The organism is Leifsonia naganoensis (assembly GCF_013410615.1).
GTDB lineage: Bacteria > Actinomycetota > Actinomycetes > Actinomycetales > Microbacteriaceae > Leifsonia > Leifsonia aquatica.
Window position 1 is genome coordinate 1,764,560 of sequence record NZ_JACCHJ010000001.1, and the last position, 22,734, is coordinate 1,787,293.

Below are 22,734 nucleotides of genomic sequence, written 5' to 3' on the forward strand. Positions count from 1 at the left end.
AACGCGCAGGTAGGCCACGGCTAGACTGGACGGGAAACCTGTATGAGAGAGGTCGCCGAGTGGCACCCGCCGTTCCTGCCCAGATCCAGGGGATTCAGACTCCGAGCCGATACTGGGTCGTCCCCGCCGTGCGCGCCGTCATCGCGCTCATCGCGGCCGTCGTCGTGACCTTCACCCAAGGGGCGCACACCCCGGTCTTCGGGCTCGTCGTCTTCGGCTGCTTCGCGATCGCCGACGGCATCGCCACGGCCGCCCTGACGTTCGTCTTCGGCCCGCGCACGCTGACCCGCACGCTCTTCGTCATCCAGGGCGCCATCGGGATCGTCGCCGGCGTGCTCGCACTGACGCTCGCGAGCAGCGGCCTCGGCCTCTTCCTCTATCTCGTCACCGTGTGGGGCGCCCTCACCGGCTTCCTCGAGCTCTACAGCGGCCTGCGCGACCGCGGCCGTGACGCTGCCGCCCGCGACTGGCTCGTGACGGGAGCCCTCACCGCCGTGCTCGCCCTCGTGCTGCTGCTCGTCCCCGCGGACGCGCTGCTGGCCGTCGGGCTGTTCGGCGCCTGGGCCGTCATCGTCGGAGTGTTCCAGGGCATCGGCGCCGTCTCCCTGCGATCCGCCGCGCGCTCACACGACGTCGCAGGACGGACGGAGACCTCGTGACCAAGCGCGACAAGAAAGCCCCCAGCGTGACCTCCAGCCTCAAGCCGACCCGCCGCGACCGCTTCCTCCCCGTCGAACTGCTCGCCATCTCGGGCGGACTCGGGATCTTCACCGGACTCATCGTGCTGATGGCGACCAGGGAGTTCCTGCTCGCCGGCATCTTCTTCGGGGTCGCGTTCATCCTCGCGCTCGTGCTGATGGCCCTCTTCGCGCTCGCGTTCAAGCCGAACGCCGCCGAGGTGAAGGACATCCTGGAGCAGGACGCCGAGGCCCGCGACAAGGACAAGCCCTCGGGTCACTGAGTCGTCAGCGGCCGGCAGGCCACCGGGTCGCAGACGTACGAGAGGCCGCCGGCAGGACGCCGGCGGCCTCTCGCGTACGCGGGGCGGGTGCGATCAGAGCAGCGCGACGAGCTCCGACGCGAGACCGACGTAGCCGGCCGGCGTGAGCTCGAGGAGGCGGTTCTTGGCCGCCTGGCTGATGTCGAGGCCGTTCACGAACTCGGTGAGGCCGGCGTGGTCGACCCGCTTGCCGCGCGTGAGCTCCTTGAGCAGCGCATATGGGTCGGTGATCGTCGAGCGGCCGGCGGTGACCTCGGCGCGGATCACGGTCTGGATGGCCTCGGCGAGCACCTCCCAGTTGGCGTCGAGATCGGCGGCGAGCGCATCCCGGTCGAGCGAGATCTGGCCGAGACCGCGCTGGATGTTGTCCAGGGCGAGCACCGAGTGGCCGAGGCCGACGCCGATGTTGCGTTGCGTGGTCGAGTCGGTCAGGTCGCGCTGGAGGCGGCTGGTGACGAGCGTCTGCGACAGCGAGTCGAGCACGGCGCTGGAGAGCTCCAGGTTGGCCTCGGCGTTCTCGAAGCGGATCGGGTTGACCTTGTGCGGCATGGTCGACGAGCCGGTCGCGCCCGGCTCGGGCACCTGGCGGAAGTAGCCGAGCGAGATGTAGGTCCAGAGGTCCGTGCACAGGTTGTGGAGCACGCGGTTGGCGTGCGAAATGCGGGAGTACAGCTCCGCCTGCCAGTCGTGCGACTCGATCTGCGTGGTGAGCGGGTTCCAGTCGAGGCCGAGGCTGCTGACGAACTCGCGCGAGATGCGCGGCCAGTCGGCGCCCGGGTCGGCGACGAGGTGCGCGGCGAACGTGCCGGTGGCGCCGCTGAACTTGCCGAGGTACTCGGTCTGCTCCACCTGCTTGCGGATCCGCTCGAGGCGGTGCACGAAGACGGCGAGCTCCTTGCCCATCGTCGTCGGCGTGGCCGGCTGGCCGTGGGTGCGGGCGAGCATCGCGTCGTCGCGGTACTGCAGGGCCTGCGAGCGCAGCTCGGCCACCACGGCGCGGAACTTGGGCAGCCACACCCGGTTGACCGCGGCGCTGACGGTGAGCGCGTAGGAGAGGTTGTTGATGTCCTCGCTGGTGGCCGCGAAGTGTGTCAGCTCGGCGATGTGGTCGAGGCCGAGGGCGTGGAGGCGCTCGCGGACGAGGTACTCGACCGCCTTGACGTCGTGCTTGGTGGTCGCCTCCAGCTCCGCCAGGCGGTCGATCTCGGGCTGCCCGAAGCCGTCGGCCAGGGTGCGCAGCGAACGGATCTGCTCGGCCGTCAGCGGCGAGGAGCCGAACATCCGGTGACCGGTGAGGTAGATGAGCCACTCGACCTCGACCTGCACGCGCGCCCGGTTGAGGCCCGCCTCGGAGAGGTGGTCGCCGAGGTCGACGACGGCGGAGCGGTACCGGCCGTCCAGAGGGCTCAGGGGCTGGGGAGGCAGGGCGGTCATGGGGCTCCTCGCGAGGATCGGCGTGTGGGGTTCGCCGCCTATTCTCCCATCACCGCGCGCGCGGCGCTCCCGCCGCCGTCAGCTGCGGTTCGGGCGCACGATCAGGCCGAACAGCCACGCGATGATGCCGAGCACCAGCGCGCCGAGCACGCCCGCCCAGAAGCCGTCCACGTGCAGGCCGAAGCCCATCGCATCGCTGATCCACGAGACGATCAGCAGCAGGAGGGCGTTCACCACCAGCGAGATGAGCCCGAGCGTGATGATGTAGATCGGGAACGCGACGATGCGGATGGCCGTGCCGATGACCGCGTTCACCACGCCGAAGATGACCGCGATGAGCAGGTACGTCAGCACGGTGGCGGCGGTGGTGTCCTCGTACGGGTGCACGGTGACGCCGCTGACGATGAGCGTCGTGAGCCAGAGCGCCAGGGCGTTGATGATGACCTTGAGCAGGAATCGCATGCGCCCATCATCCCAGGCGCGGCGGATTCGAGACAGGGGCGAGCGACGAAGGAATTCCCCCGGAGGAATGCGGGCGAGACTAAGTTGGTCAGGTGACTTCCGAAGACGCGCTCGGCGTGAAGCTCCGGCCCGAGATCGTGGCGGTCCCCGCCTACCGGCAGGGACGAGCCGCACCGGCGGACGGCTTCAAGCTGTCCAGCAACGAAAACCCGTACCCGCCGCTCCCCTCCGTCGTGGAGGCCGTGGCCACCACCCTGGGCGAGCTCAACCGCTACCCCAACGCCGGTGGGGCCGACCTGCGCCTTCGCCTGGCCGAGCGGCACGGCGTCGACGTCGGGCAGGTGCACCTGGGCAGTGGCTCGGTCGCCCTGCTCGCGCAGCTGATCTCGGCCGCGGCCGGCGTCGGCGACGAGGTCGTCTACGCGTGGCGGTCGTTCGAGGCGTACCCGGGTCTGGTGACCGTGGCGGGCGCGACGAGCGTGCAGGTGCCGAACCGTGCCGACGGCGGGCACGACCTCGCGGCCATGGCGGCGGCGATCACCGAGCGCACGCGCGTCGTGATCGTCTGCACGCCGAACAACCCGACCGGGCCCGTCGTGACCGCGGCGGAGTTCGAGACGTTCATGGCGTCGGTGCCGGGCGACCTCCTGGTGCTGCTGGACGAGGCCTACTACGAGTTCGTCACGGTCGACGGCTCGGTGGACGGCATCCCCCTGCTCTCGCGTTACCCGAACCTCGTCGTGCTGCGCACGTTCTCGAAGGCCTACGGCCTCGCCGCTCTGCGCATCGGCTACGCGGTCGGTCCGGCCGCGGTGCTGGATGCAGCACGCTCGGCGGCCATCCCGCTGTCGGTGACGGACGCCTCCCGCGTCGCGGCCATCGCCTCCATCGAGGCCGAGGACGAGCTCATGGAGCGTGTCGCCCGCGTGGCGATGCGGCGCGACCGGCTCCGGGATGCGCTGGTCGAGCAGGGCTGGGTGGTCCCTCAGGCGCAAGGCAACTTCGTGTGGCTCGCGACCGGCGCGCAGACCGACGTCGCGAACGACGCCTTCTTCGATGCCGGGCTCACCGTGCGTGCATTCGCGGGTGAGGGCATCCGGATCAGTGTGGGAGAGCAGGAATCTGTGGACAAACTCCTTGAGGTGGCCGCCGATCTTGTGCGGAACCTACCAAATGACCACCCTGCCAAGCGGTTAGGTTAGAACGGTGGTTGCGACGAACGATACTCCGCGCCCGGCGAACACCGTCCAGCTGCTGACAGCTGACGGCCGGTTCCAGCCGAGCGACGCGGCCGGCGAGTACCTCCCCTACCTGGAGCGCCTCGACGAAGACGACTACCGCCGCTTCTACCGCGACATGGTGCGCGTGCGGGCCTTCGACACCGAGGCGGCGAACCTGCAGCGGCAGGGCCAGCTCGGCCTGTGGGTGCCGAGCGTCGGCCAGGAGGGCGCCCAGGTCGGCTCCGCCCGCGCGGCGAAGCCCCAGGACCACCTGTTCCCCTCTTACCGCGAGCACGTGGTCGGCATGGTGCGCGGCATCGACCCCGTCGGCATCCTCGCTCTCCTGCGCGGTGTGACGCACGGCGGCTGGGACCCGACGGACCCGGCGGTGAACAACTTCCACCTCTACACGCTCGTGATCGGCTCGCAGACGCTGCACGCGACCGGCTACGCGATGGGCATCAAGTTCGACGGCGCGGTCGGCACCGGCGACCCCGAGAAGGATGCCGCCGTCATCGCCTACTTCGGCGACGGCGCCACCAGCCAGGGCGACGTGAGCGAGGCGTTCGTCTTCGCCGCGAGCTACCAGACCCCGCAGGTCTTCTTCCTGCAGAACAACCAGTGGGCCATCTCGGTGCCGGTGTCGACGCAGTCGCGCACCCCGCTGTACCTGCGCTCGAGCGGCTTCGGCATCCCGGGCGTGCAGGTGGACGGCAACGACGTCCTCGCCTCGTACGCGGTGACGGCGAAGCACCTCGACGACGCCCGCAACGGTGAGGGCCCCAGCATGATCGAGGCCCTGACCTACCGGATCGGCGCCCACACGTCGAGCGACGACCCGACCAAGTACCGCACCGACGAGGAGACCGCCTACTGGGCGGAGCGCGACCCGATCCTGCGCTTCCGGGCCTTCCTGGAGCAGCAGGGCATGGGCCAGGCGTTCTTCGACAGTGCGGAGGAGGAGGGGGCCGACCTGGCCGCCGACGTGCGCAAGCGCACCCTCCAGCTGGGCCCGCCGCCCATCCAGTCGATGTTCGACAACGTCTACAGCGAGCCGCACCCCGTCATGGAGGAGCAGCGGCGCTGGCTCGAGGAGTACGAGTCGTCCTTCGGAGGTGACGCGTGAACGAGGTGCGGAGTGAGGCCGAGTACGTGGAGGCCGAGCTGATCGACGGTCACGAGGGGCAGCCGGCGCACGACGCGTCGAGCGAGCCGCAGGCCGACACGGAGGCCATCGACGTGGTCGAGATCGTCGAGAGCGACCCGGACTCGCGCGTGCTCGAGCAGCACGTGGCGGAGCAGGAGTGGGCGCGCGAGTTCTCGATCGACGACGTCAGCGCCGCGGATGTCGCGGCCGAGGAGTCGTCGGCCGAGCCGGTCGCCGAGGTCGCATCCGAGGATGAGACGGAGGCCGCGGTCGAGACCCCGGCGGCACCGGCCGCTCCGGAACCGCCGGTGCAGAATCTCCCCCTCGTCAAGGCGCTGAACGCGGGACTGCGTCGCGCGCTCGCCGAGGACCCGAAGGTCCTCGTCCTGGGCGAGGACGTCGGCCCGCTGGGTGGCGTCTTCCGCGTGACGGAGGGCCTCCAGAAGGAGTTCGGCCCGCAGCGCGTCGTGGACACCCCGCTCGCCGAGGCCGGCATCGTCGGCACCGCGATCGGGCTCGCCATGCGCGGGTACCGGCCCGTCGTCGAGATCCAGTTCAACGGCTTCGTGTTCCCCGGCTTCGACCAGATCACGACCCAGCTGGCCAAGATGACCAACCGTCACAGCGGGGCCGTCTCGATGCCGATCGTGATCCGCATCCCGCACGGCGGCCACATCGGCGCCGTCGAGCACCACCAGGAGGCTCCGGAGGCGTACTTCGCGCACACCGCCGGCCTGCGGATCGTGGCGCCGTCGACCCCGCACGACGCCTACTGGATGATCCAGGAGGCCATCAGGTCCGACGACCCGGTGATCTTCTTCGAGCCGATGAGCCGCTACTGGCCCAAGGGCGAGGTCGACCTGGTCGAGAACGACACCCCGCTGCACGCCAGCCGGGTCGTGCGCACCGGCACCGACGTGACCGTTGTCGCCTGGGCGGGCATGGTCAGCGTCGCGCTGCGCGCGGCCGAGATCGCCGCCGAGGAGGGCCGGAGCATCGAGGTCGTCGACCTGCGCTCCCTCTCCCCCGTCGACTACGGGCCCGTCGTCCAGTCGGTGCAGAAGACCGGCCGCCTGATCGTCGCGCAGGAGGCGCCCGGCAACGTCTCGCTCGGCTCCGAGATCGCGGCGACCGTCTCCGAGCGTGCGTTCTATTCGCTGGAGTCGCCCATCCTGCGCGTGGCCGGATTCGACACCCCGTTCCCGCCGGCGAAGCTCGAAGAGGTCTACCTCCCCGACGCCGACCGCATCCTCGAGGCCGTCGACCGCGCGCTCGCCTACTGAGCGCGCCAACCGAAAGAAGTCGCACATGAGCGAGTCCCAGTTCCTGCTGCCCGATGTGGGCGAGGGTCTGACCGAGGCGGAGATCGTCTCGTGGAAGGTCGCCCCGGGTGAGCCGGTCGCGGTCAACCAGGTGATCGTCGAGATCGAGACCGCGAAGTCGCTCGTCGAACTGCCGTCGCCGTTCGAGGGGACCGTCGGCGAGCTACTCGTCTCCGAGGGCCAGACCGTCGAGGTCGGCACCCCGATCATCACCGTGACGGGGGAGGCCGCATCCGCCGAGCCCGCCGCTCCCGTGAGCGAGGTGGCGGAGGCCGCCGCCGATGCGGCTGCCAGCGTCTCGCACGAGGTCGACGAGCCGAAGCCGGGGGCCGTGCTCGTGGGCTACGGCTCGGCCGGCCACGGCACGAGCCGTCGCCGCCGGGTCTCCCACCCCGGGACCGCCGCGCTGCCGGTCGTCACGCAGGCGACGGTCGCTCCGGCTGCGGCCGCTGCGTCCGCCGCAGCCCCGGCACCGGCCGCCGCTCCCGCGCCCGCTGTGACACCTGCAGCAGCCGCGCCCGCCGCCGCCGCTCCCACGTCGGCGCCCGCCTCGCCGAGCGCTCAGGCCCCGGCCGGGCACGCGGTCGCGACCGGTGCCCCCGTGATCGCCAAGCCGCCGATCCGCAAGCTCGCCAAGGACCTCGGGGTCGACCTGACCACGGTCACCCCGACCGGACCGATCGGCGACGTGACGCGGGACGACGTGCTGCGCGAGGCGACCCAGGCGAGCGTCTTCCGCAACATCCAGACCCCGGAGTGGCCGGACGACCGCGAAGAGCGCATCCCGGTCAAGGGCGTGCGCAAGGCCATCGCGAACGCGATGACCACGAGCGCGTTCAGCGCCCCGCACGTCAGCCTCTTCGTCGACGTGGACGCCACGCGCACGATGGAGTTCATCAAGCGCCTCAAGAACTCGGCCGACTTCGTCGGCATCAAGATCTCCCCGCTGCTCATCGTGGCGAAGGCGATCATCTGGGCCGTGCGCCGCAACCCGACCGTCAACTCCACGTGGACGGACGAGGAGATCATCATCCGGCACTACGTGAACCTCGGCATCGCCGCGGCCACGCCGCGCGGCCTGATCGTCCCGAACGTCAAGGAGGCGCAGGGCATGACGCTCCTCGACCTCGCGAAGTCGCTCGAGCAGCTCACGCTGACCGCGCGCGACGGCAAGACCCCGCCGTCGGACATGGCGGGCGGCACCATCACGATCACGAACATCGGCGTCTTCGGCATGGACACGGGCACGCCCATCCTGAACCCGGGCGAGGTCGGCATCGTGGCGCTCGGCACCATCAAACAGAAGCCGTGGGTCGTGGACGGCGAGGTCCGTCCGCGCTACGTCACGACGGTCGGCGCGTCGTTCGACCACCGCGTGGTCGACGGCGACGTCGCCTCGCGCTTCCTCGCCGACGTGGCCTCCATCATCGAGGAGCCCGCCCTCCTGCTCGACTGAGAGCGCGCGAGCTTGCAGTCCCCGGACAGCGAGAAGCCCCGCCCGGGACCGTGAACGATCGACCGGACGGGGCCTCCTCGGTGTGGGGGATACCGAGGTCTCGCGAGACGTCAGCCGATGCCCTCCAGGACGTCGGTCTCCGTCGAGCCGATGGCGTCGATGACGTCCGGCCGGTTCTTCTTCACCCACGCGTAGCGGCCGACGCCGGCGATGACGGCGACGAGGAACAGCAGCGGGATGATGTTGAGCGGGAAGGCGGGGATCGGCACGACGTTCACCCAGAACACGTACGCCATCCCGCCCACGGCCACGACCACGCACGGCCAGACGAGCCAGTTCCTGATGCCCATGCGGCGCAGGAAGATCGGAGCCGCGATGGCGACGGCCGCGTAGGCGACCATGTAGCCGAACGTGCCGAAGGTGTCGACCCACACCAGGACGTCGTTCGCGTCGACGCCGAACAGGTAGAGCACGACGGGCACGAGGATGACGAGGGGTGCGAAGACCAGCAGCGCGCGGTGCGGGGTGAGTAGCTTGGCGTGCGTCGTGCCGACGTACTTCGGGGCGACGCCCTCCTTGCCCATCACGTAGACGATGCGTCCGATGACGTTGAGCGGGGCGACGACGACGGCGAAGAACGACGCGGCGATGCCGAGGTTCAGGATGGGGTTGAACCAGCTGGGCAGGCCGACGATCGTCGCGATGTCGTCGAGCGGGCTGACCGACTCGCCGAGCTTGTCGCCCAGCACCACGACCTGCGTGTACGCGGCGAAGACGTAGAGCACGCCGACGCCGAGGGCGCTCCACATGATGGCGCGTGGGATGGCCTTGAACGGGTTGCGCGCCTCCCGGCCCAGGGCGTCGGCGCTGGAGAAGCCGACGAAGCCGAGGATCGCGAGCACCATGCCGATCGCGACGCCCTGCGGCTCCACGCCCTCGAGCGAGAACTGCGACGGGTCGAACGCGGCCGGGCCGGCGTTCGCCAGGGCGATGACGAGCAGGATCGTGATGATCGTGACCGAGACGATCTCGAGCACCAGGGAGACCCGGGCCGACACGCGCACGCCCCACACCGTGAAGAGCGCGGCCAGGCCGCCCAGCACCACCGCGATGAGGACCTGCCCGGCGACGCCGCTGATGCCGACGCCGATCTGGTTGAGGAACGCGCTGAAGTGGATGACCGCACCACTCAGCGAGCCGGCGGCGATCCCGAAGCAGCCGATCACCAGAGTGAGGCCGGTCAGGAACGCGCCGAACGGGCCGAGGCCGGCCGCCGCGTAGTTGTAGAGCGAGCCGGCGGAAGCGCGGCGCTTGGCGAACTGCGAGATGCAGTAGCCGACGGCCAGGATGACGACGGTCGCGAGGGCGAACGACAGCCAGGTGCCCTTGCCGGCCGTGACGAAGATCGCGGCGGCGGTGAAGGCGATGACGGCGGAGGGGGCGATGTTGGCGATGGCCTGGGCGACGAGCTCGGCGCCGCCCATGGCGCCACGCCGCAGGCCGCTCTCACTCGCGTCCGGGCGTGCCGGGGTACTGGTTTCGGTCGAAGACAACGGTGTCCTGCCTTTCGGGGGGATGAGGACGGGAGGAGGTGGGGCTGGATGGGGTGGGGCGGGGTGCTCAGGGGATGAGCAGGGTGCGCAGCGCGGTGCCCTCCTGCAGGGCGTCGAGCGCCTGCTCGGCCTCGGCGAGCGGACGGCGTCCGCTGACGAGCAGGTCGAGCTCCAGATCGCCGTCCATGTAGCGGTCGACGAGCGCGGGGATGTCGATCGACGGCCGCACGCTTCCGTAGTTGGAGCCGAGGATGCGCTGGTCGGCCTCCGCGAGCACGAGCGGCTCGAACGAGGCGCGGGCGCCTGTCGGGGGCAGGCCGACGATGACGGCGGCGCCGCCGAGGCCGAGCATGCGAATGGCCTGCTCGGTGGTGGCGGTGTTGCCGATGGCGTCGAAGGCGTAGTCGACGCCGTCGGGGAGGATCTCGTGGAGCGCCTCGACGGCGTCCTGCTTGGAGGCGTCGATCTCGTCGGTGGCGCCGAGGCGGCGGGCGAGCGCCGTCTTCTCGGCGCGCACGTCGACGGCGACGATGCGCGAGGCGCCGGCGAGGCGGGCGCCCTGGATGACGGAGAGGCCGACGCCGCCGCAGCCGATGACGACGACGATGGAGCCGGGCTCGACGGCCGCGGTGTTGGTGACGGCGCCGACACCGGTCGCGACGGCGCAGCCGACGAGCGCGATGACGTCGAGCGGGGCGTCGTCGCGCACCTTGATGGCACCGGAGGCGGGCACGACCGCCTCTTCGGCGAACGACGAGACGCCGAGGTAGTGGTGGAGGGGCTCGCCGTCGATCGACAGGCGGGAGGTGCCGTCCTGCAGCACGCCATTCGGCGCGACCACGTTGGCGGCGACCTGGCAGCGGGCCTCGTGGCCGGCCAGGCAGTAGCGGCACTCGTTGCAGGGGGCGACCCAGGAGAGCACGACGTGGTCGCCCTCGGCCAGGGTGGAGACGCCGGGGCCGACGGCGGTGACGACGCCGGAGCCCTCGTGGCCCATCACCAGCGGCGACGGCGCGTCCCACTCGTTGCGGCGCACGTGGAGGTCGGAGTGGCAGACGCCGGCGGCCGCGATGCGTACCCGCACCTCCCCCGCGCCGGGTTCGGCGAGGTCGACGTCGGTGTACTCGATGGAGCTGTCGGTGCTGTCGAAGACGATGGCTTTCACTGCGGGTTCCTCAGGGGTTCGGGGCGCGTCATTACGATGGTGGAAATGCTATGAGCCGTGCTCAGCACCGGATACCCGCCGTTTCGTCCACCCCGCGGCCGTGCGCACGCCGAAACGTCATCCTGTGCCCGCGAGCAGGGAGGAGAGGAAGGTCATGGACGCCGACGCCGCGACCTCCCCCGCCGCGACCTCCCCCATCGTCGACGCGGCCGAGGCGCGGCTGGTCTCCAGCGGCATCATCTCCCTGACCCTGGCCGCGCGCCGTGGTGGCACCGAAGGGGTCGTGACGACCCTCTCGCGCCTCCTGAACGGCTGGGCGGTGCTCGTGGACCGCTACGGCGAGCCGATCGCCGCCGTCGGCGCCGGGCGCATCCACATCGACGACGCCATCACTGCAGCGACGCAGCGCAGCCGCCGTCAGCGCAACCCCGAGCTGCAGACCTTCCCGGTCGGGCGGGCGGAGGATCCGCGCGCGACCCTGGTCGTCTCGGCGCGGCGCGGGGCGACGAGCCGCACACGCGACCTGTCGACACAGGCGGCGGCGCTGCTCGACCTCACCTATTTCCCGAAGCGGGATGCCCGCCTCGAGCAGCTCGCCCGGCAGGACGTCGTGGAGGTGCTCCTGAACGCCCCGGCGTCGCTCGCGCGCTCGGTCGCCTCCCGCTGGGGCCTCACCGGCGGCGAGCTGGTGGTCTGCATCGTGAAGTCGCGCTCGCGCGCGGTCGTGCTGGAGACGAAGGCCCTCGACTGGCTCGAGGAGCTGGAGCTGCCGCCGGTCGCCGGGATGCTCGACGGCGACGTGGTTGTGGTGATCGCACCGGAGGCGGTGCCGGCGTGGATCGACCGTGTCGTAGTGGCGGCGACGACCGAGCTCGTCCCCGTGCGCTGCGGCATCAGCGCCCCGGCCGCTCCCGGTGCGCTCGCCGAGGCGCGATCGCAGGCGGACCGCGCGGTCGGCGTCGCGCTGGCGGACGACCGCCCCGCGGTGGAGTTCGCGCGCATGGCGAGCGTCGCGGAACTGCTGCGCGCCCTCCCCTCCTCGGCCGTCACCGCGCTCGTCGAGCCGCTGCGGCCGCTCGCGGCGGAGGCCGACGGGCAGCTGCTGGAGTCGCTCCGGGTGTTCCTCGCCGAGAACGGGAGCTGGGAGGCCGCCGCCACCCAGTTGGGCGTGCACCGGCACACGCTGCGCAACCGGATGCAGAAGATCGAGGAGCTCACCGGGCTGTCGATGACGAGCGCCGAGGACCGGGCGCTGGCGTGGCTGGCGCTGCAGGCGCGGAGTTGATTTTGACAATCATTCTCAACAAGGCGTAGTTTCGTAGTGGCCCGATCACCGGTGCCCACGAACACGACACAGCAACGCAGACTTAGACAGGTCCCGCTCATGCAGAAGCGCCCCCTCCTCGCGATCGCCCTCACGGCCGTCGCAGCCCTCGCCCTCACCGGCTGCTCCGCCGCCTCCTCCGGTTCGTCCGCCGACGATGGGAAGGTCCGCATCGTCGCCAGCACCAACGTGTACGGCGACATCGCCTCCACCATCGCCGGCGACGCCGTCGAGGTGACCTCGATCATGGACGACCCCGCGCAGGACCCGCACTCGTTCGAGGCGAGCGCGCAGAACCAGCTCGCCATCTCGAAGGCCGACATCGTCATCGAGAACGGTGGCGGCTACGACGACTTCGTCGGCACCATGCTCACGGCGGCGCCGAACGACAAGCGCACCGTCCTGAACGTCGTCGACATCTCCGGCAAGAAGGCCGTCGACGGCGAGCTCAACGAGCACGTCTGGTACGACTTCCCGACGGTGCAGAAGCTGGCGGACGATCTGGTCACCGCCCTCTCGAAGGCTGACCCCGCGCAGGCGTCGACGTTCACCGCGAACGCGAAGTCGTTCGGCGAGAAGCTGACCGCCCTCGAGAACCGCACCGCCGAGCTCAAGACCACGTACGCGGGTGAGGGCGTCGCCATCACCGAGCCCGTCCCGCTCTACCTGCTCGAGGCCGCCGGTCTCGAGAACAAGACCCCCGAGGCCTTCAGCGAGGCGATCGAGGAGGGCACCGACGTCTCACCCGCCGTGCTGCAGGAGATGCTCGGCGTGATCCAGGGCGGCTCCGTGAAACTGCTCGCCTACAATGAGCAGACCAGCGGCCCCGAGACCGAGAAAGTGCTCGCCGCCGCCAAGCAGGCCGGCGTCCCCGTCGTGCCGGTGACCGAGACCCTCCCGAGCGGCAAGGACTACATCGGCTGGATGAACGCGAACGTCGACGCCGTGGCCAAGGCACTCGGGGAATGACCGAACCTCTCGCGCGGGTCCCCGCGCCCACCGATCGAGGTGTCGTGCTGCAGCTGCGCGACGCCTCGCTCGGCTTCGGCGAGCGGACCCTGTGGAGCGGCCTCGACCTCGACGTGCACGCCGGCGAGTTCGTCGCGGTGCTCGGCCCGAACGGCTCGGGCAAGACCAGCCTGCTGCGCGCCATCCTGGGCCAGCAGCGGCTCGACGGCGGATCGATCGCGTTCGACGGCCATCCGGTGCGCCGCGGCGATCGCCGGATCGGGTACATCCCGCAGCAGAAGCTCATCCCCGCCGGGACGCCGATGCGCGCGCGGGATCTCGTGCGCCTGGGCGTCGACGGCCACCGCTGGGGGTTCCCGCTGCCCAACCGCGCCGACCGCGCTCGCACGGACGAGCTCATCGACGCCGTGGGCGCCCGCCGCTACGCGGACGCGCCCGTCGGCTCCCTCTCCGGCGGCGAGCAGCAGCGGCTGCGCGTCGCCCAGGCGCTCGCCGGAGGTCCGGCCATGCTGCTCTGCGACGAGCCCCTCCTCTCCCTCGACCTGCAGCACCAGCGCGGCGTCAGCGAGCTGATCGACCGGCGCCGGCGTGAGAACGGCAGTGCGGTCGTCTTCGTGACGCACGACGTGAACCCGGTGCTCGGGATGGTCGACCGCGTGCTCTACCTGGCCGGCGGCCGGTTCCGCACCGGCACCCCCGACGAGGTGCTGCGCAGCGAGGTGCTGACGGACCTGTACGGGACGCCCGTCGACGTCATCCGCAGCCGCGGGCGCATCGTCGTGGTCGGCATCCCCGACTCCGAGACGCACGCCCACCACGCTCACACCACCGCACCGCACCCGGAGCCGGCCCCATGATCATGCACCTCGCCGCCTCGGGCGACCTCTGGTCGCAGCTGTTCTCGTTCGCCGACTACGGCGAGCTGCTCGCGCTCGTGAAGAACTCGATCTTCGCGGGCGCCGTGCTGGGCGTTGTCGGCGGTCTCATCGGCGTCTTCGTCATGCAGCGCGACATGGCGTTCGCCGTGCACGGCATCAGCGAGCTCTCGTTCGCCGGGGCCGCCGCCGCGCTGCTCTTCGGGGCGAACGTCGTGGTCGGCTCCCTCTTCGGCTCCCTCATCGCCGCCGTGCTGATCGGCCTGCTCGGCGCGAAGGCCCGCGACCGCAACTCGATCATCGCGGTGCTCATGCCGTTCGGGCTGGGCCTCGGCATCCTGTTCCTGGCGCTCTATCCCGGCCGCAGCGCGAACAAGTTCGGCCTGCTCACCGGCCAGATCGTCTCGGTCGACGACCCGCAGCTCGGCTGGCTGATCGGGATCGGCGTGGTCGTGCTGATCGGGCTGCTGCTCATGTGGCGCCCGCTGACCTTCGACAGCCTGGATGCGGACGTCGCCGCCGCGCGCGGCATCCCGACCCGCTTCGTCGCACTCGCCTTCATGGTGCTGCTCGGGCTCGCGGTTGCCGTGTCCGTGCAGATCGTGGGCGCGCTGCTGGTGCTCTCGCTCCTCGTCACGCCGGCCGCGGCGGCGATGCGCGTCTCGTCGTCGCCGATCGGCGTCCCGGTGCTCAGCGTGGTCTTCGCGCTGGTCTCGGTGGTGGGCGGCATCATGCTGGCGCTCGGGAGCTCGCTGCCGATCAGCCCGTACGTCACCACCATCTCGTTCGTCATCTACGTCGTCTGCCGCCTGATCGGCGTGCGGCGGGAACGCGGTTCACGGCGTCTCGTGAGCCAGGCGGGCTAGCCTGAGATCGTGAAGCGCAACACCTGGCAGCGGGAGGCCGTCCGCGAGGCCCTGACCTCGACGGAGGGCTTCATCAGCGCGCAATCGCTGCACCTCAGCCTCCATGAGACCGGCTCCCCGATCGGCCTCGCGACCGTCTACCGCGCGCTCGCCGACCTCGCGGCCGAGGGCGACGCCGACTCCCTGCAGTCCCCCGAGGGCGAGAGCCTGTACCGCGCCTGCACCGGCGGGCACCACCACCACCTGATCTGCCGCAACTGCGGTCTGACGGTCGAGATCGAGGCCGACGCCGTCGAGGAATGGGCGCGCGCGGCGGCGGCCGCCCACGGCTTCACGCAGGCGCAGCACGTCGTCGACGTCTTCGGCCTGTGCGAGAACTGCTCCGCGCTGCACTGAAATGTGATCACTAGACTCGATGAATGCGCATCGGGGTCTAAGTCGACGGTTACAACCTCTACTACGGGGCGAGGAAGCACTCCGGACGCGGTACGTCGGGATGGCGATGGCTCGATGTGCGAGCGCTGATCGAGCCACTGCTCGGCTGGCCCGGGTCGGCGATCGAGAGGGTCGTCTACTGCACGGCGCGCGTCGATGCGATCGACAATCCCAGTGCTCACCTCGATCAGTCCATCTATCTCGACGCGCTGGAGCTCTCGGGGTCTGTTGATCTCATCGCGGTGGGCCGATACGTGTCGTGGGCCAAGGAAGAACCGCTTGTGGCTGCGGCACCCGGCACATATCGACCGCCTCTCTATGACCTGAGCGATGAGACCTGGGATAGCAGGCTCCCGATCCGGGTGCGGAACCTCGGCGGCGCAGAGGGTGCCGCCGTGACCGCTCGCATTCGAAAACGAGAGGAGAAGGGTTCGGATGTCAATGTCGCCGCGCATCTGCTTTTCGATGTGCTGACGGGGGCGGTCGATGGAGCCGTCGTCGTGTCCAACGACTCGGATCTCGAGCTGCCGCTCAGGATGGCGCGTCAGCGAGTACCGGTCGGAACGGTGATTCCGTCTCCCAACCCCACCGCCGGGGCGTTGAAGGGGCGACCCGACGACGGCGTCGGTCGTCACTGGTGGCGACGGCTCGTCGCCGCCGATTTTCGGGCGGCGCAACTGCCGGACCTCGTGCAGCACGCGCGTAAGCCCGCTGAATGGTGAGACAGGCAAAAAAAGACCCGCTCTCACGTGGAGAAGCGGGTTGGTAGAAATAGAGTATCGGAGTTTTCGCACTACGGGAACTCCTGCCACCACGTCCGCCGGATTTGCCAGCAACCCGGGCGTGTCGTAGAGTTGTTCTTTGGCTGAGTGGGCTCCTCCTGCTCAGATCGCGTACGAACCCCTCACACCCTTCCAAGCGTGGGGAAGTCGTGCGCCGACAAGTGACCTTGGGTGAGGCCGTCCGGCCTCACGGTATTGGAGAAGAAAGCAATGGCAGCAGTGTGCCAGGTGACGGGAGCCGTTCCAGGCTTCGGTCACTCGATCTCGCACTCGCACCGTCGCAACAAGCGCCGGTTCGATCCGAACATCCAGAAGAAGACGTACTACGTTCCGTCGCTTCGCCGTAAAGTGACCCTCACCTTGAGCGCCAAGGGCATCAAGGTCATCGACGCCCGTGGCATCGAGGCCGTCGTCAAGGACCTCCTGGCCCGTGGGGAGAAGATCTAATGGCAAAGCAGCAGGACATCCGTCCGATCATCAAGCTCCGTTCGACGGCGGGCACCGGTTACACCTACGTGACCCGCAAGAACCGTCGCAACAACCCTGACCGTCTCGTGCTCAAGAAGTACGACCCCGTCGTGCGCAAGCACGTCGACTTCCGAGAGGAGCGCTAAACATGGCCAAGAAGTCCAAGATCGCCAAGAACGAGCAGCGCAAGGTCGTCGTCGAGCGCTACGCCGCCCGCCGCGCCGAGCTCAAGAAGGCTCTCGTCGACCCGAACGGCTCCGACGAGTCCCGCGAGGCCGCGCGCCTCGGCCTGCAGAAGCTCCCCCGCGACGCTTCGCCGATCCGCGTCCGCAACCGCGACGCCGTCGACGGCCGTCCGCGCGGAAACCTCAGCAAGTTCGGCATCTCGCGCGTTCGCTTCCGCGACATGGCGCACCGTGGCGAGCTGCCCGGCATCACCAAGTCCAGCTGGTAAACAGCGACTGACGCACGAAGGGGCGTCCGGCATCATGCCGGGCGCCCCTTCGGCGTTCTCGGGCGACGTCAGGCGATGAAGAACGAGCGGATGTCGTCGGCGAGCACCTCGGGGAACTCGAGCGCGGCGAAGTGGCCACCCTCCGGGAACCGGCTCCAGTGCACGATCCGGGAGTTGTCGCGCTCGGCGAACACCCGGGTGGTCTGGAAGTCGTCCGCGAAGACCGCGACCCCGGTGCGCGCGGTGTTGACCGCGGTCGACGGCGGCACGATGGCGTTCTCGTAGTAGGCGCGGCTCATGCCGGCGGAGGCGTTGGTGAACCACGCGATGCTCACCGCCGTGAGCACCGAGTCCAGCGGCACCCGCGACGTGCCGTTGCCGAACGACTCGAACAGCTCGCTGTAGGCGAGGAGCCCGAGCGGGGAGTCGCTGAGCGCCGCCGCGATGGTCTGGGGGCGGGAGGAGTTCATCGCGTTGTAGGCGCCGACGGACTGGAACCACTTCATGTGCTCGAGGCCCGCGTAGTCCTGCGGCTCGAGCCGCTCGAACTCCGAGGGGTCGCCCGACGGGAACGAGAAGAGCTGCTGCACGTGGAGGCCGAGGAAGCCCTCCGGGGAGACGAGGCCGAGCTCGCGGGCGATCAGGGCGCCGTTGTCGGAACCGTGCACGCCGTAGCTGTCGTAGCCGAGGCCGCGCATCAGGGAGTCGTAGGCCGCGGCGACGCGTGCGGTCGTCCATCCGCTCTCGGTGACCGGCTGCGACCAGCCGAACCCGGGCGCGTCCGGGATCACCAGGGAGAAGTCCGCTGCGAGGGCGTCGATGAGGCCCAGGAAGTCGGCGGAGGAGCCGGGGTAGGTGTGGGCGAGCAGGAGCGCCGGAGCGTGGGGCCGGGACGAGGGCACGTGGAGGAAGTGGATGGTCTGGCCGTCGATCTCCGTGAGGAAGTGCGGCCGTGCGTTCAGCTTCTCCTCGACCGCGCGCCAGTCGAAGCCATCGCGCCAGCGGTCGATGGCGGCGCTCAGGTAGCTGTTGGGGGTTCCGGCGCTCCAGTCGTCGGCCGGCGCGGGCTGCGGCAGCCGGGTGCGTGCGAGACGCTCGCGCAGATCGGCGAGCTGGGACTCGTCGACGCGGATCGTGAACGGGCGGAGGGCGAGGGCGGCGTTGGTTTCCATAGATCCCACGCTATGGTCGATAACGGCAGTATGACTTCCTGAATTCGGAGAGTGTGATGAGCGATTCCGCGATGCGCATCCTGGCCTTGCTCGGACTGCTCGCGACGCCCTCCGGACGATCGGGCCCCGAGCTGGCGGCCGAGCTCGGCGTCTCCGAGCGCACGGTGCGCACGGACATCGAGCGGCTGCGCGAGCTGGGCTATCCCGTCGACGGCGCGCGGGGCCCGGGAGGCGGCTACCGCTTCGGCTCGGGAGGCCGGATGCCACCGCTCCTGCTCGACGACGACGAGGCCGTGGCGACAGCGGTCGGCCTGCGCTCGACGGCACGCCTGCCCGGGATCGGGGAGGCGGGAGGGCGCGCGCTCGCCAAGCTCGAGCAGATGCTCCCGGAGCGGCTGCGACCCGCGGTGGAGGCCGTGTCCACGTCGATGGAGCCCGCGTCCGAGAACACGGGAAGCGACGCGGAGGACCCGGAGGTCTCCCCCGCGGCGCTGCGAGCGGTGGCCGATGCCATCCACAGCCGGCACTGGCTGCGCTTCGAGCACCGCGGCCGCCCGGTGCTGGTCGAGCCGTACCGGCTGCTCAGCTGGCAGCGCCGCTGGTATCTCGTGGCACGCGACCCGGAGGCCGACGAGTGGGCGAGCTACCGGCTCGACCACCTGGAGCTCAGGATGCCGACCAGGCGCCCGTTCGAGCCGGTGCCGTTCCCGCACGGCGACTTCGCGGCATTCGCGGTGCGGCAGGCGGCCCACAGCGGCTGGGACGTGCACGTGCGACTGCGCGTCGACGCCAGCGCCGAGGCCGTCCTCGCGCGGATCAACCCGGCGGTCGGCGCCGTCGAGGCCGTCGACGCGACCCACTCCGTGCTCCTCACGGGCGGCGACAGCCTCCACACGGTCGCCGCATACGTCGGAATGCTGGGCATGGACTTCACCGTCGAGTCGCCCGCGGAACTGGTCCCGTTGCTCCGCGAGATCGCCGATCGGTACCGCCGGGCGGTCGGTCAGGACCCCTCCCCGAGGTGAAAGAGCCGTGAGAAACGCCGAAAATCCGCGTGTTTCCGCGGATTCCTGATACATTCGAGGCGGTCATCCGACCAACCGTTATGGCCCTCCGAGGCCGTGGCTGTTCCACTGCAAGCTGTAGATCCAGCACAACGTCCGAGGAGGACACTCAATGGCTGACAAGTCGCTGAACAAGACCGAGCTCGTCGCTGCCGTCGCCGCGGCGTCGGGGCAGAGCCAGGCCACCGTCTCCGGTGTCGTCGACGCGTTCTTCGCGACGATCTCCGAGACCGTCGCCGCCGGTGGCAAGGTCACCATCCCGGGCTGGCTCGCCGCCGAGCGCACCGAGACCGCTGCCCGCACGGGCCGCAACCCGCAGACCGGTGCCGAGATCTCGATCCCGGCCGGCCACCGCGTCAAGCTGACCGCGGGCTCGAAGCTGAAGGCTGCTGTCAAGTAGTCCCACTCGCTTTGCCGGAGGGCGGCGCCGCGTACAGCGGTGCCGCCCTCGTCGCGTATCCGGGCGCTGTCGCCTCCGAGCGCGAGCCTGCTGTGGGCGGGCGTCCAGGCCCGGGGACGTAGGCTGGACGAGTGCCCCGTATCGTCCGTGTGATCGGCCCTGCCGCGCTGCTCGTCGCCGCCCTGGTGTCGGTCATCGCCGGTCTCGCCTTCGGCGGCGGGGCGAACGCTCCCCTGCTCGCCGACCCGGGCGCTCTCGTGCGCTGGGGCCTCCCGGTCGCGACGCTGCTGGTCAACCTCAGCCTCTCGGGCGTCGTCGGCGCGCTCGTGCTCGTGTGCTTCGTCTTCACGCCCGACCGCGAGGAGTTCGGCAAAGCGCTCGACTTCGCCGCGGGATGCGCGGCCGTCATGACCGTGGCCGCCGCCGCGACCGGCCTCTTCACCTTCGTGAGCGTCTCGAACGTCCCGTGGTCGTTCGACGAGACCTTCAGCAACGGCCTCAGCTCGTTCATCACCAGCGTCTCGCTCGGGCAGGCCTGGCTCGGCGTCACCCTGATCGCCGCCGCCGTCACGGTGCTCTGCTTCGCGGTGCGCAACCACACGGCGCTCATCTTCGTCACCATCCTCGCGATGGCCGCCGTGGTCCCCATGGCGCAGCAAGGGCACAGCGCGGAGGCCGCCGGTCACGACGCCGCTGTCACCTCGTTCGGCCTCCACGTGCTGTTCGCGGCGATCTGGCTCGGCGGCCTGGTGACGATCATCGTGCTGCGCGGCGTCTTCGGCGGCGACCGGCTCGTCACGGTGATGGAGCGGTACTCGTCGATCGCGCTCATCGCGTTCATCGTCGTGGCCGCCTCCGGCTACGTGAACGCCGAGTTGCGCATCGGCAACCTGGCCCAGCTGGCGACGCCGTACGGCATCCTCGTGCTGGTCAAGGTCGCGGTGCTCGTCGTGCTCGGCCTGTTCGGCGTCTCGCAGCGGCGCATCCTGATCGGGCGCCTCAAGGCCGGCGGCAAGCGCGGCACGTTCTGGTGGATCGTCACGGCCGAGCTCGCCTTCATGGGCATCGCCTCCGGCGTGGCGGCCGCGCTCGCGCGCACGGTCACGCCCGTCCCCGAGACGCGTGCGGCGACACCGACGCCGGCCGAGATCCTCACCGGCGAGAAGCTCCCGCCCGAGCTGACCTGGGGCCGGCTCTTCACCAGCTGGAACTTCGACCTGCTCTGGGTGCTCGCCTGCGCCTTCGCCCTCTTCTTCTACCTGGCCGGGGTCTGGCGCCTCCGCAAGCGCGGCGACGCCTGGCCGATCTACCGCACGGTGCTCTGGGTGCTCGGCATCGCCCTGCTCTTCTACATCACCAACGGCGGGGTGAACGTCTACGAGAAGTACCTCTTCTCGGCCCACATGTCGGCTCACATGGTGCTGACGATGGCCGTGCCACTGCTGCTGGTGCCGGGCGCACCCGTGACGCTGGCCGCCCGCTCCATCCGCAAGCGCAACGACGGCTCGCGCGGTGGACGCGAATGGATCCTGCTCGCGGTGCACTCGCGCTTCGCCGGCATCATCTCGAACCCGATCGTCGCCGCCATCCTGTTCGCGGGCTCGCTCTGGGCGTTCTACTACACGCCCATCTTCCGCTGGGCGACGACGGACCATATCGGCCACGAGTGGATGGTCGTCCACTTCCTCATCACGGGTTACCTTTTCGTGCAGTCGCTGATCGGCATCGACCCGGTGAAGTTCCGGCTGCCGTACCCGTTCCGGCTGCTGCTCCTGCTGCTGACCATGGCGTTCCACGCCTTCTTCGGCCTCTCGATCATGCAGATGCACGGCCTCCTGCTGGCCGACTGGTTCGGGGCGATGGGGCGCACGTGGGGTGACTCGCCGCTGGTCGACCAGCAGACCGGCGGGGGGATCGCGTGGAGCATCGGCGAGATTCCGACCGTCATCCTCGCCATCGTGGTGGCCATCCAATGGAGCCGCAGCGACGAGCGGGAGACGCGACGCCGCGACCGCAACGCCGACCGCACGAACGAGGCGGAGCTGCGTGCGTACAACGACCAGCTCGCCCGGCTGGCGGAACGCGACGGGGCCAAGCAGCAGTGACCGCCGGGGCGGCTACTGCCCCACCACGATGTCGAGCGATCCGTCGCTGCGGATCACCACGCTGGTGAGCGAGACGGCGAAGCGCTCATCCGACTCGCGCTGCGACACGGTCCCGTCGAAGAGGGACTGGACCGTGACCGAGAGGTGGGCCACGCCGACCGCCTGGTCCATCGTCCACGCGGTCTGACCGGCGGTCAGGTGCACCGCGGGGTAGGTGGCCATCGTCCAGGTCGGGAGGCCCTGCACGCGGTCGTCGATCTCGACGCCGAACGGGCAGCCGGCCGGCTGGAGCACCTGTTGGGTCGCGCACTGGTCCAGGAAGGCGTTCAGCTGCTTCTGGACGGCCGCGGTGAAGGCGGCGGTCGGCTGGGCGTCGACGGTGGTCTCGACCGTGCTCGCGGGCTTCGCGAGGACGACGGCCGGGGCGGCGTCGAGGTACTTCGAGGTGTGACCGAGCTCGTAGCGGCCCGGGGCGAACAGGAGGTAGTCGGCGGCGACGCTGAAGGCGGTCGCGGGCTGATCGGGTGCCGCGGCGCGGGGGCTCACGGTGTGGGACGCGATGGTGAAGTCCTGGGCGTGGGCGACGGTCACGTGCGCGACGCTGAGCGGGGTGGTCGCGAATCGCCAGAGGGGCAGGATGCCCAGCACCGATCCGGACTGCTCGACGGCGAAGGTCGCGGTGACGGCGTGACCGTCGGACTTCGCGCGCACGGTGACGCTGTGCTCGCCGCTCGGGAGGGCGCGGTCGGAGACGACCGCGATGTCGCTGATCCGTGGCAGCAGGTCGGCGCGGAGGAGCTCGTGCGAGGCGTCCGTGGGGAGGCCGGCCTTCTTCAGCGCGGTCGCGGTCGGGGCGGCGCCGGGCATGGCCAGGGCGGAGGCGACGTCGTGGGTGGCGAGCGTCTGCACGTAGCCGGTGACGAACCCGGAGGCGCTGTAGTACGTGCGCTGCACGGCCGCGAACGCGGCGACGAGCGCGAGGATCAGCAGGAGGCCGATCCCGGACCAGAGGATCAGGGCGCGCGTGCGGTGCCCCGACTCATCCCCAGCCATGAGGCCAT

General features: G+C 70.2%; 24 protein-coding genes. 18 read left to right on the forward strand and 6 right to left on the reverse strand.

Annotated features, from left to right (window positions below; all coding sequences use genetic code 11):
- The first annotated feature begins 59 nt into the window (after nucleotides 1-59).
- A complete protein-coding gene (locus HNR14_RS21345; protein WP_021765234.1) occupies nucleotides 60-659 on the forward strand; it encodes a DUF308 domain-containing protein in 600 nt (199 codons plus the stop codon).
- Nucleotides 656-961 (forward strand): hypothetical protein, encoded by a 306-nt coding sequence (locus HNR14_RS08520; RefSeq protein ID WP_021765235.1) that lies wholly within the window; start codon nucleotides 656-658, stop codon nucleotides 959-961. Before HNR14_RS21345 ends, HNR14_RS08520 begins: the two co-directional genes overlap by 4 nt.
- A gap of 93 nt (nucleotides 962-1,054) precedes the next feature.
- On the opposite strand, the gene purB is transcribed toward HNR14_RS08520, so the two are convergent.
- On the reverse strand, nucleotides 1,055-2,434 hold the full coding sequence (purB, locus tag HNR14_RS08525; RefSeq protein WP_021765236.1) for an adenylosuccinate lyase: 1,380 nt from the start codon (nucleotides 2,432-2,434) through the stop codon (nucleotides 1,055-1,057).
- Between the two features lie 78 nt (nucleotides 2,435-2,512).
- Nucleotides 2,513-2,896: a phage holin family protein gene (locus HNR14_RS08530; protein ID WP_179700694.1), complete on the reverse strand. Its 384-nt coding sequence runs from the start codon at nucleotides 2,894-2,896 to the stop codon at nucleotides 2,513-2,515.
- Nucleotides 2,897-2,988: 92 nt separating this feature from the next.
- Between HNR14_RS08530 and HNR14_RS08535 the strand changes: the two genes are divergently transcribed.
- The 4 genes from HNR14_RS08535 to HNR14_RS08550 all read left to right on the forward strand — a co-directional run bounded on the left by HNR14_RS08535 (nucleotide 2,989) and on the right by HNR14_RS08550 (nucleotide 8,041).
- Entirely contained in the window at nucleotides 2,989-4,098 is a 1,110-nt protein-coding gene (locus tag HNR14_RS08535; protein WP_343064441.1) for a histidinol-phosphate transaminase, read from the forward strand.
- 4 nt (nucleotides 4,099-4,102) lie between these two features.
- On the forward strand, nucleotides 4,103-5,242 hold the full coding sequence (gene pdhA, locus HNR14_RS08540) for a pyruvate dehydrogenase (acetyl-transferring) E1 component subunit alpha (RefSeq protein WP_179700695.1): 1,140 nt from the start codon (nucleotides 4,103-4,105) through the stop codon (nucleotides 5,240-5,242).
- Between the two features lie 329 nt (nucleotides 5,243-5,571).
- Nucleotides 5,572-6,546, forward strand: a complete 975-nt coding sequence (locus tag HNR14_RS08545) for a transketolase C-terminal domain-containing protein (protein WP_179702591.1) — start codon at nucleotides 5,572-5,574, stop codon at nucleotides 6,544-6,546.
- 25 nt (nucleotides 6,547-6,571) lie between these two features.
- Nucleotides 6,572-8,041, forward strand: a complete 1,470-nt coding sequence (locus HNR14_RS08550; RefSeq protein ID WP_179700696.1) for a dihydrolipoamide acetyltransferase family protein — start codon at nucleotides 6,572-6,574, stop codon at nucleotides 8,039-8,041.
- A gap of 110 nt (nucleotides 8,042-8,151) precedes the next feature.
- Here the strand turns inward: HNR14_RS08550 and HNR14_RS08555 are convergent, their stop codons facing one another.
- On the reverse strand, nucleotides 8,152-9,594 hold the full coding sequence (locus HNR14_RS08555) for an APC family permease (protein WP_246311545.1): 1,443 nt from the start codon (nucleotides 9,592-9,594) through the stop codon (nucleotides 8,152-8,154).
- Between the two features lie 67 nt (nucleotides 9,595-9,661).
- The gene (locus HNR14_RS08560) at nucleotides 9,662-10,759 is read right to left on the reverse strand and encodes a zinc-binding dehydrogenase (RefSeq protein ID WP_021758108.1); all 1,098 of its coding nucleotides are present in this window, start codon (nucleotides 10,757-10,759) and stop codon (nucleotides 9,662-9,664) included.
- 154 nt (nucleotides 10,760-10,913) lie between these two features.
- Between HNR14_RS08560 and HNR14_RS08565 the strand changes: the two genes are divergently transcribed.
- The 9 genes from HNR14_RS08565 (at nucleotide 10,914) to rpsN (ending at nucleotide 16,932) form a co-directional block, all read left to right on the forward strand.
- Nucleotides 10,914-12,044 carry a PucR family transcriptional regulator gene (locus tag HNR14_RS08565; protein ID WP_179700697.1) on the forward strand — a complete coding sequence of 377 codons (1,131 nt, stop codon included), beginning with the start codon at nucleotides 10,914-10,916 and terminating at the stop codon, nucleotides 12,042-12,044.
- 99 nt (nucleotides 12,045-12,143) lie between these two features.
- Nucleotides 12,144-13,052 (forward strand): metal ABC transporter solute-binding protein, Zn/Mn family, encoded by a 909-nt coding sequence (locus HNR14_RS08570; protein WP_179700698.1) that lies wholly within the window; start codon nucleotides 12,144-12,146, stop codon nucleotides 13,050-13,052.
- The gene (locus tag HNR14_RS08575) at nucleotides 13,049-13,909 is read left to right on the forward strand and encodes a metal ABC transporter ATP-binding protein (protein ID WP_179700699.1); all 861 of its coding nucleotides are present in this window, start codon (nucleotides 13,049-13,051) and stop codon (nucleotides 13,907-13,909) included. The genes HNR14_RS08570 and HNR14_RS08575 overlap by 4 nt, the downstream gene beginning before the upstream one ends.
- Entirely contained in the window at nucleotides 13,906-14,793 is an 888-nt protein-coding gene (locus HNR14_RS08580) for a metal ABC transporter permease (protein ID WP_179700700.1), read from the forward strand. Before HNR14_RS08575 ends, HNR14_RS08580 begins: the two co-directional genes overlap by 4 nt.
- Nucleotides 14,794-14,799: 6 nt before the next feature.
- Complete coding sequence (locus HNR14_RS08585) at nucleotides 14,800-15,189, forward strand: Fur family transcriptional regulator (protein ID WP_179702593.1); 390 nt, start codon at nucleotides 14,800-14,802, stop codon at nucleotides 15,187-15,189.
- 116 nt (nucleotides 15,190-15,305) lie between these two features.
- Nucleotides 15,306-15,950 (forward strand): NYN domain-containing protein, encoded by a 645-nt coding sequence (locus HNR14_RS08590; protein ID WP_246311546.1) that lies wholly within the window; start codon nucleotides 15,306-15,308, stop codon nucleotides 15,948-15,950.
- A gap of 270 nt (nucleotides 15,951-16,220) precedes the next feature.
- Nucleotides 16,221-16,457: a 50S ribosomal protein L28 gene (gene rpmB, locus HNR14_RS08595; protein WP_021760156.1), complete on the forward strand. Its 237-nt coding sequence runs from the start codon at nucleotides 16,221-16,223 to the stop codon at nucleotides 16,455-16,457.
- The gene (rpmG, locus tag HNR14_RS08600; RefSeq protein WP_021760158.1) at nucleotides 16,457-16,624 is read left to right on the forward strand and encodes a 50S ribosomal protein L33; all 168 of its coding nucleotides are present in this window, start codon (nucleotides 16,457-16,459) and stop codon (nucleotides 16,622-16,624) included. Before rpmB ends, rpmG begins: the two co-directional genes overlap by 1 nt.
- Nucleotides 16,625-16,626: 2 nt before the next feature.
- A complete protein-coding gene (gene rpsN / locus HNR14_RS08605; RefSeq protein ID WP_021760160.1) occupies nucleotides 16,627-16,932 on the forward strand; it encodes a 30S ribosomal protein S14 in 306 nt (101 codons plus the stop codon).
- Between the two features lie 68 nt (nucleotides 16,933-17,000).
- On the opposite strand, the gene HNR14_RS08610 is transcribed toward rpsN, so the two are convergent.
- Complete coding sequence (locus tag HNR14_RS08610; RefSeq protein ID WP_179700701.1) at nucleotides 17,001-18,104, reverse strand: epoxide hydrolase family protein; 1,104 nt, start codon at nucleotides 18,102-18,104, stop codon at nucleotides 17,001-17,003.
- Nucleotides 18,105-18,160: 56 nt separating this feature from the next.
- On the opposite strand from HNR14_RS08610, the gene HNR14_RS08615 reads away from it, so the two are divergent.
- The 3 genes from HNR14_RS08615 (at nucleotide 18,161) to HNR14_RS08625 (ending at nucleotide 21,673) form a co-directional block, all read left to right on the forward strand.
- Complete coding sequence (locus tag HNR14_RS08615) at nucleotides 18,161-19,129, forward strand: helix-turn-helix transcriptional regulator (RefSeq protein WP_179700702.1); 969 nt, start codon at nucleotides 18,161-18,163, stop codon at nucleotides 19,127-19,129.
- Nucleotides 19,130-19,280: 151 nt separating this feature from the next.
- A complete protein-coding gene (locus HNR14_RS08620; RefSeq protein WP_021760167.1) occupies nucleotides 19,281-19,568 on the forward strand; it encodes an HU family DNA-binding protein in 288 nt (95 codons plus the stop codon).
- A 131-nt stretch (nucleotides 19,569-19,699) separates the two neighbouring features.
- The gene (locus tag HNR14_RS08625) at nucleotides 19,700-21,673 is read left to right on the forward strand and encodes a bifunctional copper resistance protein CopD/cytochrome c oxidase assembly protein (protein ID WP_343064442.1); all 1,974 of its coding nucleotides are present in this window, start codon (nucleotides 19,700-19,702) and stop codon (nucleotides 21,671-21,673) included.
- Nucleotides 21,674-21,685: 12 nt separating this feature from the next.
- On the opposite strand, the gene HNR14_RS08630 is transcribed toward HNR14_RS08625, so the two are convergent.
- On the reverse strand, nucleotides 21,686-22,726 hold the full coding sequence (locus tag HNR14_RS08630; RefSeq protein WP_179700703.1) for a hypothetical protein: 1,041 nt from the start codon (nucleotides 22,724-22,726) through the stop codon (nucleotides 21,686-21,688).
- Between the last annotated feature and the right edge of the window lie 8 nt (nucleotides 22,727-22,734).

Coding starts and splice junctions, on each gene's coding strand:
- purB (WP_021765236.1), bottom strand. CDS start 2,434: ATGACCGCCCTGCCTCCCCAGCCCCTGAGCCCTCTGGACGGCCGGTAC.
- HNR14_RS08530 (WP_179700694.1), bottom strand. CDS start 2,896: ATGCGATTCCTGCTCAAGGTCATCATCAACGCCCTGGCGCTCTGGCTC.
- HNR14_RS08550 (WP_179700696.1), top strand. CDS start 6,572: ATGAGCGAGTCCCAGTTCCTGCTGCCCGATGTGGGCGAGGGTCTGACC.
- HNR14_RS08565 (WP_179700697.1), top strand. CDS start 10,914: ATGGACGCCGACGCCGCGACCTCCCCCGCCGCGACCTCCCCCATCGTC.
- HNR14_RS08570 (WP_179700698.1), top strand. CDS start 12,144: ATGCAGAAGCGCCCCCTCCTCGCGATCGCCCTCACGGCCGTCGCAGCC.
- HNR14_RS08575 (WP_179700699.1), top strand. CDS start 13,049: ATGACCGAACCTCTCGCGCGGGTCCCCGCGCCCACCGATCGAGGTGTC.
- HNR14_RS08580 (WP_179700700.1), top strand. CDS start 13,906: ATGATCATGCACCTCGCCGCCTCGGGCGACCTCTGGTCGCAGCTGTTC.
- rpmB (WP_021760156.1), top strand. CDS start 16,221: ATGGCAGCAGTGTGCCAGGTGACGGGAGCCGTTCCAGGCTTCGGTCAC.
- rpmG (WP_021760158.1), top strand. CDS start 16,457: ATGGCAAAGCAGCAGGACATCCGTCCGATCATCAAGCTCCGTTCGACG.
- rpsN (WP_021760160.1), top strand. CDS start 16,627: ATGGCCAAGAAGTCCAAGATCGCCAAGAACGAGCAGCGCAAGGTCGTC.
- HNR14_RS08610 (WP_179700701.1), bottom strand. CDS start 18,104: ATGGAAACCAACGCCGCCCTCGCCCTCCGCCCGTTCACGATCCGCGTC.
- HNR14_RS08615 (WP_179700702.1), top strand. CDS start 18,161: ATGAGCGATTCCGCGATGCGCATCCTGGCCTTGCTCGGACTGCTCGCG.
- HNR14_RS08620 (WP_021760167.1), top strand. CDS start 19,281: ATGGCTGACAAGTCGCTGAACAAGACCGAGCTCGTCGCTGCCGTCGCC.
- HNR14_RS08630 (WP_179700703.1), bottom strand. CDS start 22,726: ATGGCTGGGGATGAGTCGGGGCACCGCACGCGCGCCCTGATCCTCTGG.